The 11911-nt window shown below is 67.5% G+C and carries 12 protein-coding genes; 4 read left to right on the top strand and 8 right to left on the bottom strand.

The genetic code is table 11. The annotated features are described in order from the left end of the window. The first annotated feature begins 92 nt into the window (after positions 1-92). Together AB0L70_RS10665 and AB0L70_RS10660 are read left to right on the top strand one after the other, a co-directional pair. Entirely contained in the window at positions 93-713 is a 621-nt protein-coding gene (locus AB0L70_RS10665) for an HAD-IA family hydrolase (protein ID WP_363682355.1), read from the top strand. Positions 714-801: 88 nt separating this feature from the next. Continuing rightward, the gene (locus tag AB0L70_RS10660; RefSeq protein WP_363682353.1) at positions 802-2376 is read left to right on the top strand and encodes a GxGYxYP domain-containing protein; all 1575 of its coding nucleotides are present in this window, start codon (positions 802-804) and stop codon (positions 2374-2376) included. Here AB0L70_RS10660 and AB0L70_RS10655 read toward each other — a convergent pair whose 3' ends face one another. The 5 genes from AB0L70_RS10655 to AB0L70_RS10635 form a co-directional block, all read right to left on the bottom strand. Beyond that, positions 2377-3222, bottom strand: a complete 846-nt coding sequence (locus tag AB0L70_RS10655) for an SMP-30/gluconolactonase/LRE family protein (RefSeq protein WP_363682351.1) — start codon at positions 3220-3222, stop codon at positions 2377-2379. 95 nt (positions 3223-3317) lie between these two features. Beyond that, the gene (locus tag AB0L70_RS10650; RefSeq protein WP_363682349.1) at positions 3318-3800 is read right to left on the bottom strand and encodes a GNAT family N-acetyltransferase; all 483 of its coding nucleotides are present in this window, start codon (positions 3798-3800) and stop codon (positions 3318-3320) included. A 112-nt stretch (positions 3801-3912) separates the two neighbouring features. Continuing rightward, the gene (locus tag AB0L70_RS10645) at positions 3913-5772 is read right to left on the bottom strand and encodes a hypothetical protein (protein WP_363682347.1); all 1860 of its coding nucleotides are present in this window, start codon (positions 5770-5772) and stop codon (positions 3913-3915) included. Positions 5773-5979: 207 nt separating this feature from the next. Then, a complete protein-coding gene (locus tag AB0L70_RS10640; protein ID WP_363682345.1) occupies positions 5980-7257 on the bottom strand; it encodes an MFS transporter in 1278 nt (425 codons plus the stop codon). Next, positions 7254-7877: an HAD-IA family hydrolase gene (locus AB0L70_RS10635; protein WP_363682343.1), complete on the bottom strand. Its 624-nt coding sequence runs from the start codon at positions 7875-7877 to the stop codon at positions 7254-7256. Before AB0L70_RS10635 ends, AB0L70_RS10640 begins: the two co-directional genes overlap by 4 nt. A 135-nt stretch (positions 7878-8012) precedes the next feature. On the opposite strand from AB0L70_RS10635, the gene AB0L70_RS10630 reads away from it, so the two are divergent. Then, complete coding sequence (locus AB0L70_RS10630) at positions 8013-9083, top strand: ROK family protein (protein WP_363682341.1); 1071 nt, start codon at positions 8013-8015, stop codon at positions 9081-9083. Here the strand turns inward: AB0L70_RS10630 and AB0L70_RS10625 are convergent. From AB0L70_RS10625 to AB0L70_RS10615, 3 genes are read right to left on the bottom strand one after another with little or no spacing between them, the layout of a single operon-like run. Then, positions 9080-9745: a DinB family protein gene (locus AB0L70_RS10625; RefSeq protein ID WP_363682339.1), complete on the bottom strand. Its 666-nt coding sequence runs from the start codon at positions 9743-9745 to the stop codon at positions 9080-9082. The genes AB0L70_RS10630 and AB0L70_RS10625 overlap by 4 nt on opposite strands. Continuing rightward, positions 9742-10545, bottom strand: coding sequence for a bifunctional hydroxymethylpyrimidine kinase/phosphomethylpyrimidine kinase (thiD, locus tag AB0L70_RS10620; protein WP_363682337.1), 804 nt, complete (start codon positions 10543-10545; stop codon positions 9742-9744). Before thiD ends, AB0L70_RS10625 begins: the two co-directional genes overlap by 4 nt. 1 nt (position 10546) lies before the next feature. Next, entirely contained in the window at positions 10547-11509 is a 963-nt protein-coding gene (locus tag AB0L70_RS10615; RefSeq protein WP_363682335.1) for a thiamine-phosphate kinase, read from the bottom strand. Between the two features lie 141 nt (positions 11510-11650). Between AB0L70_RS10615 and AB0L70_RS10610 the strand changes: the two genes are divergently transcribed. Then, positions 11651-11884 carry an Lrp/AsnC ligand binding domain-containing protein gene (locus AB0L70_RS10610; RefSeq protein WP_041290445.1) on the top strand — a complete coding sequence of 78 codons (234 nt, stop codon included), beginning with the start codon at positions 11651-11653 and terminating at the stop codon, positions 11882-11884. The last annotated feature ends 27 nt before the right edge of the window (positions 11885-11911 follow it).

Here is an 11911-nt window from a genome sequence, read left to right as displayed (position 1 = left end):
TCCAGATATGTTTACGTCGCCATTAGGTAAGCGCATACCGACTGAACCGGTCAAGGGGCCGGTCCAGGTTGGTGTGCTGACAGGATGGCGGCATGCACTCCCCTGTACCCTCCGCCGTTCTCTGGGACGCCGACGGCGTCATCCAACGCCCGAGTCGCGACTGGTGGTCGCGGCTGACCTCGCTCGTCCCCGGTGACGGCGACGCCTTCATCGCGGACCTCATGGCGGCCGAGCGGCCCGCGCTCGTCGGGAAGCAAGACTTCCGCGACGCGGTCGCAGAGGTGCTTCGGCGGTGGGACTCGCCCGTCTCACTGGAGGAGGCGCTCGAGCCCTGGCGCTGGTTCGCCGCCGAGCCCGAGGTGATCGCCCTCATCGGTGAACTGCGGGCGGCTGGGATCGGGTGCCACCTGGCAACCAACCAGCAGGCGTTTCGGCGGGCGATCATGCAGGACGAGCGCGGGTACGGCGAGTGGTTCGACCACACGTTCTACTCGTGCGATCTAGGGCTGGCGAAGCCGGATCCGGCGTACTTCCGGGCGATTCTCGGCGTACTGGATGTGCCTGCGTCATCGGTGCTGTTCATCGACGACAACGAAGCCAATGTGGCCGGGGCTTTGAGCGTGGGGCTGCAGGCTGAAGTGTACGAGCTGTCGGCCGGCGTTCCGGCGCTGGTGGAGCTGCTGCGGCGTTATGGGCTGCCGATTCCGGGCTGAGGTCTTGTGGCGCCGGGGTGGCTGTGGCATCGTCGCCGGGCAGATGACAACGTAGGACAGTCACCAGTCGCTCCCTGGAGGCACCGCCATGTCCGATCGCCGACGTCTCACGCTGACCCGCCGCGCCGCTCTGGGCCTCACTGCCGGAGTTGGGCTTGGGGCGGGATTGGGTTCGTTCTCTCCCGCTGTCGCATCCCCGGCCGGCTATCCCAAGGGTCAGCGGCCGCGGTTGTTGAACGTGCTGGCCGAGGATGGGTTGAGTCCCGCTGAGCGGACGCTCGCAACCACGCTTCAGGGCCTGATGGCGCGTCGCGGCGGCGAATCGCTGTACCTGAACATCCCATCGCTCGGGTACCAGTACTGGCTCGACGATCTCGTCTCCAAGTACGGCGTACGCACCCGAACCGGTGACCTGTGGAAAACCGTCAGCCGGTCCGGCGTGAACGGATATGTTCTCTTTCGTACGGGCACTCCCTCGGTCAACGTGGCGACCACACTCGCCGGCCTGACGGGTGCCGTGGCGATCGAGGAGAGTTTGGAGGCCACCGCGATCCAGGCCGGATTGCGCAAGGTTCTCGACGTACGGGACAAGGACGACCGCTGGGTCTTCGACAACTACTGGCGGCGGTTGCGGCACGACGTCGCGGTCGAGCAGTCGACGAACTGGCCAGAACGACTGCGCGACTACGTGACGATGGCGGGCACCTTCGCCTTCTTCGACGGCAACTCAGACTTCCGCGCGGAGGTTGTCAACGCGCTCGATGACGATGCGACGGTGATCGGCTGGGGTGATGCGTCGAACGGTGAGGATGCGTTCATCGGCGTGAACTCGGCTGCCGGGGTGAAGGCTTTGCCTGCGGACCATGCCCGCAACTTGTCAGTCCTGTCCGGTATCCGCGAAGACCGGCTTGAACAGCGCGGAGGGGGTGGGGGGAGGGCCCTCGATCCTGACCCACAGGCTCACTACGTCACCTTCCTCATCACCGACGGCGACAACATCCAGTGGGCGTTGGGCGATTTCCCCACCGACAAGCGGTGGTTCGGCAGCCCGCGCCGCGGAGAGGTCGACCTCGGTTGGGGCATCTCCCCCTCGCTGATCGACCTCGCCCCGTCCGTGATGCGCTGGTTCTACGCCAACTCCAAGAAGGACCGCTGGGTCGTCGGCCCGTCCGGCGGCGGCTACATGTACCCGAGCCGCTACCCCGCCGCCGCGCTGGAGAAGCACACCGCCTCACTCGCCCAAGCGATGGGCCGAGCGGACCTGTCCGTCGCCCAGATCATCGACTTCAACTCGTTCGAGAACACCAGGTTGTGGTCGTCGTACCTCAAGCGCCGCGAGATCGACGGTCTCATCTATCTCGAGTACTCCCGCTATGACGGCCTCAAGGGCAAGGTCGTCTGGTCCGAAGGGAAGCCGGTCATCTCAGCTCGCACGATGCTGTGGGACGGCCTCGACGGAGCCGACGAAGCATCCGTGACGGCCGAACTCAACGCAGCCACCCGCAACCCACACTCCACCGCCGGGTACTCCGTCGTCGTCTGGCACGCCTGGAGCAAGTCCGTCGACAACGTGCTGGCTGTCGTCGACGGACTGGACCCGCATGTCAAGGTCGTCCCGCCGGACACCCTGGTCCGCATGGTCGGCAAGTACGCGAAGCCGTAGTCAGGGGCGGCCGACTCCAGGGACCGTGACTGGCAGCACGAGGACCTCTCCGGTGCGAGGCCCTTTGGTCAGGCGGCCGAGGTTGTCGGTGATGCTGTCGGCCGCGCGCCACTCCGCGGTCAGAATGAACAGGGTTCGCCGATCGGGACCGCCGAGTGCCAACGCGAACGGAGCACGGTCCTCACCGAACTCGACGCGTTGGAGTACGTCGCCACCCGCGGCCACCCGTACGACCGACGAGCCGCCGGTCGAGACCCACACCGCGCCTTCGGCGTCCATGCAGATCCCATCCGGGCCCAGCCCTTTGGCGAAGACGCGACGGTTGGACAGTCCTCCGTCCGGAGCGATGTCGAACGCCGTGAGCTGCCCCGCGAACGACTCGGAGATGATCAGCGTCTGGTTGTCCGGCGTGATGACCATGCCATTGGGAAACTGGATGTCGCCGGCAACCTCGCGGACGGTTCCGTCCGGCGTGACGAGCTTGATGTACCCGGGCTTCGGCGCCTCTCCGCCGGCGAAGTTGAAGTCCGCGCCGTTCAGGTAGGTGTTGCCCCGGGCATCCACAACGATCTCGTTCGCATGCTGCTCGGCGAAGACGCTGACCGATCCGTCCGGCTCCCAGCGCCGAAGCTTGTCGCCGGTCGTCAGCATCCGGCCGTCCGGTAGCCAGTCGATGGACCATCCCATCAGCTGCTCGACGGGTACGTCGATCGCCTCCGTCGTACCGTCCATGTCGACGGCCACCACCTGCTGCTCGATCCAGTTGCTGAACCACAGCCGGCCGTCATGCCACCGGGGCGACTCGGGAATCCCCAGCCCACGCAGCAGAACCTTCGCCTCAGACATCACGTCACCTCGTACGCGTCGATCCTCGCCGGCTGTCGACCGGCTCTGTCGCCCTCTACACGAATGGGAACCGAGCCGATCGACAGCCGCTCAGGTCAGAGCGTCCGGTAATAGACCGCGACCGGTAGCTGCACGCAGCCGAGACTCTCGTAGAGAGCGCGAGCCGGCGCATGGAAGTCGTCGCCACCGGTACCGATATGCACAACGTCCAGGCCGTGTATGCGCATCGCATCGAAGGCGTGCTCACAGAGAGCGGTGCCGAGATTCTCCCGGCGATGCTGCGACGAGACGGCGAGGATGACAACCTCTCCGCTCCGCCGCTCGGGATTGACCGACCAGGCTACGTAGCCACTCAGTACGCCGTTGTCTTCGGCGACGGCGACGTACTTGTGCTGATCAGGGTCATGAAGCTCGGCGACCTGCTTGCGATAGTCGTCCCGCCAGTTGCCGTGCTGATTGGCGAAGATCGTCTCGCCCATCAGCGGGCGGAACGACTGCTCGTAGAAAGGGCCGAACGTCTCGATGGTGAGCTCGATGAGCCGGGCCAGGTCAGACTGAACGTACGAACGGATGAACATGAAGTGTGCCTCTCGCGCTGAAGGAATCGGCCAGCTGCGCGACCCGGCCAAGCGATACGGCGGGCCGCCCGTCAGCGGCGAATGCGCCAAGCAGCAAAACACTCCATGGGCATCATGTTACTTCCTTCGGTGGACCTGAGCGATCGCTCGCCGAGCCCTGCACTCGGTGAGTGCCGGTTGGGTCGACGTGGAAGGTGAAACCCTGCGGCGTCGTCCATTCCAGCGTCTTGGTATCGAGGCGCCGTACCGTCCAGCCGGGCGCGTGTGTCTTCACCCGGTGACCGAAGCGGCCCAGGGGTGCGAGATTCGAGGTGCTCGTCTGGCCTGGTGGACCGAGTGGGTCGTAGGGCTTGATGTGGTCCAGGTCCATGCTGCGGTGGGTTTCGCGGGTGCCGAAGGGGAACAGTTCGACCGGATGGGTGAGCTTTACTCGTTCGCGGATTCGCTCGGGGATTTCGTAGGCGTCGACACTGACCGCTTCGTTCAGGTCGATGACCGGCTTGACGACGTACGGACCGTGGCCGACGAGCTCGCTGAGTTGCGTCGCGAGCATCGGGCCGGTGCCTTCGACACGGAGGACGCCGCTGCCGGTGGCGAGGGTGTGGTCGGTCAGGTGGACGTAGATCTCGGTCTTCCCCGGACGCAACCGGTCCCGTCCTGCATCGGTGGTGCCGGTGCGCGTGTAGGCGTCGTGTTTGATCTGGGCCAAGCGGGCATTCAGCGCACGCTCAGCGGCCGCATCGAGCGGAGCGCCTTCGCCGGGGTCGATCTGTCGGCCGGGATCGCCTAGCTCGGCTTGCTCGGCTAGGGCATGGGTCGGTACTTCGAGCGGGGCACGGGGTGGCAGGTCTAGTGGGTCTGGGAGTTCGTTATCACTGGGATGAGGCGCGTCTCGATCGGCCTCGTCGTCCGGACCGGGTTCGAGCCACGCGCTCGGGAAGTCACTCAGTAGCTTGCCGCCACGGCCGGGCACAGCGCTCGACCAGGCGCGTCGGTCGGTGATCCGATCCCCGCCGAGGGCGGCAGGACGGGGCCCGGCCACGGCAGGGTCGGTCTGATGGTCTGCCTGACCCGCAGGGAGCGACGCAGCTTGATGGTTCGGCAGACTCGCAAGGCGTGACTCGGCTTGATGGTCCGGGCTGGCAGGTCGGCCTGACACAGCTGCGGTTGATCGGTCTGATGGCTGTGCGAGGTGTTGGTGGCGAGCTTGGAACAGGAGTTCTTCGGTGTAGCGGGGGTCGGCGATGACACCAACTGCCTTGGCGCGGCGGGCGTCGAGTGAGGACGGGTCGCCGAAGATCTTCAGGGCCTCGGCGATGTCGCCGATGGTCGCGTCGTGGCGCCTGACGTCGCCGGTCGCGGCGCGGATGTACATGGTCTTGGTGCCGTGTTCGTCGGCGCTGCCAACGAAGACGCCGCGCTCACGGGACTTCTCATCAGCCTCGGCCCGCGCCGACTCGGGATCCGCGTGCATCTTGGCGGCTCTGACGATCTTGTCCAAGCGGTACGGCGTGATCGAGTCCACGAGCCGTGCCACGCGCTGGTCGATGTACCGGGCGGCTTCCTCCGTCAGCTTCACACAGGCTGCCGCGATCTGGCGCGCCTTCCATGGTGTCGCGTCTCCGGCCAGCACTCGCGCCCAGGTGAATGGGAAGCGATGGCGTAACGCCAGCGATTGGCCGATCAGGTCCGCCGCCACCCGCGGCGAGATCCCGAGGATGACACCGAACTCGGCGATGGCGAACTCTGCGATCGCCGGACAGCCCTCGCCACCCAGCACCACAGCGCGTTCACGGCCGTCGCAGGAGCGGCGGCCTGGGCGGGTTGGGCATACGTCGGGGTGGAACCGGTCGGCGTAGATCTGAGCATGCACGAGGAGCCGAGCGTCGAGCCGGTTGACCTCGGCACGGTGCCCGGCGGCCGACTCCAGCAGGTCAGCCGTCGGCAACTTGGTCAGATCTTCCTCGAACATGCGTTCGATTCTATGCCCGCGTCTGGCCTCTCGCAAATCTATCAAGCGCGGAAATCCCCTATCCACAAGGGCAAATCTCACACCGCTGGCGCGGAGAAACACATGTAAGCGTCCCGCCGAGCAGCTCGCGGGCCGCGCGCCACGGGCCACGGGCCACGGGCCACGGGCCACGGGCCACGGGCATGATGTTCGCCTTCGCCGGGCTGGTCAGTCTGTGTGTGGAGTGCGCGGACGGTCGGCGATACCGGCTTCACTGTCGGGCTCACGGCGTACGTGGAGGTCGTCTCGCTGCACGTGGCGGTTTGCGCGGGAGTGGCTGAGGGCGAAGAGGACTGCGATCAGCGGGAGGGTAACGAGGTACGCCGTACGTAGGTCTAGGACGCGGGCGAGTACGGCGAGGAGCGCGGGGGCGACCAGGATCGCCGTACCGGAGGCTAGGGCTCCGATGGCTGAGAGGCGTGCCGAGCTGAGGCCGGGCGTGGCGACCAAAGCGGCCAGAGTGACTGGGTAGAGAGGCGCGACGCCGAGGCCGGCGATCGCCAGGCCGATGGCAACCCAAGCGGGGGCGTCGAAGCCGCTGACCAGAAGGGTGCCTGCGGCCGCCAGGGCACCGGAGGGGATGACGGGTGACCAGCCGCGCCAGTTGATCGGACCGATTGCCCGGCCGATCGCCATGCCGACAGGGAACGCCGTACCCAGCACCGCGGCTGTTGCCGTCGGCAACCCGGTGGACACCAGGCGAGCCACTGCCCAGACTACGAAGCAGAACTCGACCGATACGGCAAGTACTACGCGTAGCCAGCCGAGGCCGACACTCACAACGACCGCGCGGCCCAGCTTCTTCGATCGCCGACCAGACCATCGCCTGGCGAGACCCACAGCCGGCGCGGAGTCGATCAAGACAGGCACGGGCCCTCGGGGACGAGAGCGTACCGGCGGAGTGGCGCGCCAGGTGAGGACAGCCAGCAAGAGAAGCGGCGGTGCTGCGGCGAGCATCGCGAGTCGACCTGTCGGACCGAGAGAGTCGAGCGCGCCGATGGTGAGCGGCGCGAGTATGCCGGTCCCGCTGGCAACCGCGTTGACGCGGCTCAGCTTGGCGGCCGCGGTCGGACCGTCGAGCAGGAGCGGCGCGACCAGCACCAGCAACGCCCCGCCGAGCCCGATACACAGTCCGCCGGCGATCGCGACGCCGTACGCCGGAGCGAGCGCGAGCAGGACCGTACCAACCGCGCACACCAGCGAGCCGATCGCAAGAACGGTCGGAATCGGCCACGACCGCAGCAACCGCGGACCGACCACCGCGACAATCAACAGCCCAGCGGCGAACCCGGAAGACAGCAATGCGAGTCGACTTGTGGGTTCATCGAGATCCCGCGCCAGAATCGCGACACAGGCACCCAATCCGGCCAGTACGAAGCCCATCGACGACAGGCCGATGCCGATCCGGACCTCGTCGCCCCGGTCCGCGGACACGCTGGAACTCATCCCCCGTCCGCAGTGAAGAGCGCGATGAGGCGGTGGAGGTCAGGCAGCTCGATGTCCGCGGGCACCCCCTTGAGACCGGCCGTGGTCGCACCAGATGCGCGCCCCGCGGCCAGTCCAACAGGCGTGTCCTCGACCACCAGACACTGCGCAATGGGTACGCCGAGAAGCTCAGCGGCCCACTGATAGCCCTCAGGATTCGGCTTGCCGCGACTCACGTCGTCCAGCGTGACAAGGATCGACGGCGTGATCCCCGCAGTGGCCAACCGAGCCTTGGCCAACCGAGTCGATGCGCTTGTGTAGACCGCCCACGGCAGACCGAGTCGTTCGAGCGTGCTGATCAGCTCGAGCGCACCAGGCGTCGGCACGACATCGGACAGGTCATCGCATTCGAGATCCAGCACGCGGGCAACAGCCACAGCACGCTCCGGGGCGGTGAGATCCGGCCGCAGCTGGGCGATTGTCGCCTCCGCCGGGTTCCCGTGCGCGATCGCGAGGACGTCGGCGGCGGGTACGCCGTACTCCGTCCCCCATTGGGTCCAGCTCCGGTCGACGACGGCGTCGGAATCGACCAGGGTGCCGTCCATGTCGAACAGTACGGCGCGGACGCCGGGAAGCCTCATCACCCCTCCAATTAAACTCGTTCTACGAGCATAAGGTAGAACGGTGCTGTGACTCCAGTGCGCCGGGGACAGTGGCAGACGGCTTCGGACGTGCTGGCGCAGGTGAGCCGCCAGCCAAGTATTACGCGGGCGGCAGTGGCGCGGGCGTTGCGGCTGAGCACCGGTTCGGCGACCGAGGTGACCGCCCGGCTACGCGACGTACGACTGCTGACCGAGGCCCCCGCACCGAGTCAGGGACGTGGTCGGCCGACCACTCTGCTGCGAGCGCATCCACAGGGACCGGTAGCACTCGCGCTCGACCTCAGGCAGGGCAGTTGGCGCAGTGCGATCGTCACGCTCGACGGGTCGTTCCAGGACCATCAGTCCAAGCGACACCGGAGCAGACGGCCGCAGGTGGTGATCAGCAACCTGCAGCGTGAGGTCGGGCGGGCACACCAGGTGTATGGCGCTCGGCTGCGGGTAGTGAGCCTGGCTGCGCCGGGCACCATCCGCGACAACCGGCTGATGCAAGCGCCGACACTGGGCTGGGCCGAGCTGGACCTTGAGACCGTCACTGCCGGCACCGGGCTCCGTCTGTTCGCCGGCAACGACGCGACGTTGAGTGGTGTGGCTGAGGCTCGCACGGGCGCTGCCGCGGGGGCTGGTACGGCGCTGCACCTGATCATCGAGGTGGGTATCGGCGGGACGCTGCTGATCGACGGCGTACCGGCTCAGGGTGCATCGGGAGCGGGCGGCGAGTACGGGCACATGGCGCTGGGAGATCGCACCCGGATCTGCCCGTGTGGCGCGCGCGGGTGCTGGGATCTGGAGATCGACGGACGCGCGTTGGCTCGGCACCTCAAGGAAGCGGCTCCGGACGACCCGTACGCGTACACCGAAGCGGTGCTGCAGCGCACGGACCGCACTGCGCGCCGGGCGGTGGTCAAGGTGGTCGCGGCGCTCGCCTCCGGCATCGCTGGACTGGTGAACGCGCACGACCCAGATGTGATCACGTTAGGCGGGCTTGCGATCCCACTCCGCGCTGCTGCTGAGTCGACGTTCGAGGATGCCTATCTGGACGGGTTGATGACGTTCCATCGCACCGCTCCCCCGCCGGTGCTGTCCGCCACGCATCAGCCGGATGGTCCGCTGCGCGGGGCGGCCGCGTTGGCGCTCGACCACCTCACCAGCGAACCAGCCATCGCCGCCTGGGTGGCAGAGCACTAGTCAGCGGCGCTCTGGACCTCAGCTGAAGGCTCAGCTGAAGGCTCGGTGGACTCTGTGGCCTCAGCGGACTCGTCAGATTCGGCCACAGGTTCCGGCTTGGGTTTGGGCACGATCGGGGGTTCGACCTGGGCCAGGATGGTGGTCAGATCGTGCCGGTGGTGCTGGATCTCGTGGGCGGTGTGCCGGATGATCCACCCCAGCGTGCGCGGCGCGCGGACCGGGTAGTTGTAGAGCCCCAGCCGCCCCAACTGCGGCGGCGTGAGCACCCGCGCGGCCGCGCCGAACTCGCGGGCGAACCGCATCAACGCAGCCGCCACCTCCATCGGGTCCTGGTCCTCGTACTTCTGCTGCTTCACCCGGCCGGTCCGGTCCATCGGCGCGTACACCGGCCGGTCCTCCGCCAGGCACTGCGCGATCCGGAACCGCTGTACCTCGAGTACGTCGCGCACGTGGCAGGCGTACTCGATCGCCGACCAGACGTCCGGCTCCGGCCGCAACTTGACGACGCCGGCGTCCGGTCCGGCCGCGGCCTTGGTCAGAGCCATGCTGCACTCCGCCGCCTGCCGAACGAGCAGGGTTACTGTCCCCTGCAGGTCGCCCGTGTCGTAGTTGAAGCCGCACTGCTCGCAGTACCCGTCAACCGGGGGCTGCTGCCTCGTCAACTGCCACTCCCTCGAAATCTCCACGCATGATCGACCGGACCGATCCCAGCACCGAGTGGGAACCCAGCCGAGATCGCCCCAGTCACGTAAGCCTTCGCAGCACCCACTGCGCTCGGTACGTCGTACCCCTGGGCCAGGTACGACGCGATGGCACTGGCCAGCGTGCATCCGGTGCCATGGGTGTGCCGATTGTCCGCCCTCACCGCACTGTACGACCGGCGGACCCCTGGACCGTGCAGCACGTCCACCGAGGCCGTGCCAACGTCGTGACCGCCCTTGACCAGCACCCACGACGCACCGGCGTCCAGGAGGAGCTTTGCCGCGAGCTCGCGGTCCTCCACTGTCTCCAGCCCGATCCCGGCGACCGGTCCGAGCTCCGTGAGGTTCGGCGTGAGGACTGTGGCCAGCGGGACGATCTCCGTGCGTACGGCGTCCATCGCGTCGGCGGCGAGTAGTGAGTTGCCATGCTTCGACACCGACACCGGGTCGACGACCACCGGCACCGACGGCGGCAGTGTCCGCAGGAGTGACGCGACCACGCGGACCATGGACTGCGACGCCAGCATGCCGGTCTTGACCGCGTCCACACCGATGTCGTCGACCACGCTGTGGAACTGGGCCCGGACCTGCTCCTCCGGCAGCTCCCACGCACCCTGCACGCCGAGACTGTTCTGCGCGGTGATCGCGGTCAGCACACTCATCCCGTGCACACCGTTGGCCAGCATCGTCTTGAGGTCCGCCTGGATCCCCGCTCCACCGCCGGAGTCGGAGCCGGCGATGGTCAGCACTCTGGGAAGCATCTCAACTCCTGAAATGGGCGTGACCGGCCTCGGCAGCATAGGTCGCGCCGTCGACAGTCACGATCCCGGCCGGGCGTTCCTCGTTGCCCTCAGCAACCGAGCCGATCACGGTCCAGCCCTCGGGGACGTCGGCAGGCTCGAAGGTGCCGACCAAGGCATGGTCCTCGCCGCCGGTCAGGACGAACTTCAGCGGGTCCGCTCCGGTCGCGGCTGCGACGGCCTGGAGCGGCTCCGGGACGGTGAGCGCAGCCGTGTGGATGTCGATGACGACCTGACTCGCGACCGCGATGTGCCCGAGGTCGGCGACCAGTCCGTCGCTCACGTCACATAGCGAGGAGGCCCCGGCCAGGGCGGCTCGCGGGCCTTCGGCGTACGGCGGTTGGGGCCGGCGATGCGCTTCGACGACAGCCCGCGGTGAGCGGAACCCGCGGGCGAGCACTGCCCAGCCTGCCTCAGCCCAGCCCAGGCGACCGACGTACGCGACCTCGTCGCCCGGGCGCGCGCCTGACCGCAGCACCGGCGGGCGTCCGTCCAGCGAACCGAACGCCGTCACCGAGACCACGATCTTGTCCGACTGGACGGTGTCACCGCCGACGATGCTCACATCGACCAGCTCACACTCGTCCACCAGGCCCTGGTTGAGCTCCAGCGCCCAGGCGGTCGGCAGCTCGGCGGGCGCGCCGAAGCCAACCACGAGTGCGGTCGGGCGGGCGCCCATCGCCATGATGTCGGCCAGGTTCTGTGCGGCGGCCTTGCGGCCCACGTCGTACGCCGATGACCAGTCCTGGCGGAAGTGCCGCCCCTCCACCAGCAGGTCGGTCGTGATCACCATCCGCCCGTCCGGCACGGCCACCACGGCCGCGTCGTCACCAGGCCCGACCAGGACGTCCGCACCTGTGGACAGCCCTTTGGTGACGGCCGCGATCAGGCCGAACTCACCCGTGCTCCCCAACGTCTCTGTCACGTCAACAGACCTCCCATATCGCCAACCGGAGTCTAGGCGGTACCGTGACCGGGCAACGAAGAGTACGCCCGGCCCCCTCGCAGTACCCCTGCAGGGGCATGGCCGGAGCCAGCTGAGGACGACTGAGTGGAGAACGACGTGGTGGTCCAGGCCTACATCCTGATCCAGACCGAGGTCGGCAAGGCTGCCGATGTCGCTGCACAGATCGCCGAGGTCCAGGGCGTCACCCTGGCCGAGGACGTCACCGGTCCGTACGACGTGATCGTCCGCGCGGAGGCCCGCAACGTCGACGAACTGGGCAAACTGGTGGTTGCCCGGGTCCAGAACGTGCCCGGTATCACTCGTACGCTGACCTGTCCCGTCGTCCACATCTGAGCTGACCTACAGGATCCCGCCTTCCTT

It is taken from the genome of Kribbella sp. NPDC051952 (assembly GCF_040680855.1).
Classification (GTDB): Bacteria; Actinomycetota; Actinomycetes; order Propionibacteriales; family Kribbellaceae; genus Kribbella.
Note: the sequence above shows the minus strand (reverse complement) of the source record. Positions and strands in the feature narration are given on the sequence as shown.

Bases quoted from the DNA above. Each gene is read 5' to 3' on its own strand.
- AB0L70_RS10665 (WP_363682355.1), top strand. From the start codon at position 93: ATGCACTCCCCTGTACCCTCCGCCGTTCTCTGGGACGCCGACGGCGTC.
- AB0L70_RS10660 (WP_363682353.1), top strand. From the start codon at position 802: ATGTCCGATCGCCGACGTCTCACGCTGACCCGCCGCGCCGCTCTGGGC.
- AB0L70_RS10655 (WP_363682351.1), bottom strand. From the start codon at position 3,222: ATGTCTGAGGCGAAGGTTCTGCTGCGTGGGCTGGGGATTCCCGAGTCG.
- AB0L70_RS10650 (WP_363682349.1), bottom strand. From the start codon at position 3,800: ATGTTCATCCGTTCGTACGTTCAGTCTGACCTGGCCCGGCTCATCGAG.
- AB0L70_RS10645 (WP_363682347.1), bottom strand. From the start codon at position 5,772: ATGTTCGAGGAAGATCTGACCAAGTTGCCGACGGCTGACCTGCTGGAG.
- AB0L70_RS10640 (WP_363682345.1), bottom strand. From the start codon at position 7,257: ATGAGTTCCAGCGTGTCCGCGGACCGGGGCGACGAGGTCCGGATCGGC.
- AB0L70_RS10635 (WP_363682343.1), bottom strand. From the start codon at position 7,877: ATGAGGCTTCCCGGCGTCCGCGCCGTACTGTTCGACATGGACGGCACC.
- thiD (WP_363682337.1), bottom strand. From the start codon at position 10,545: ATGCTTCCCAGAGTGCTGACCATCGCCGGCTCCGACTCCGGCGGTGGA.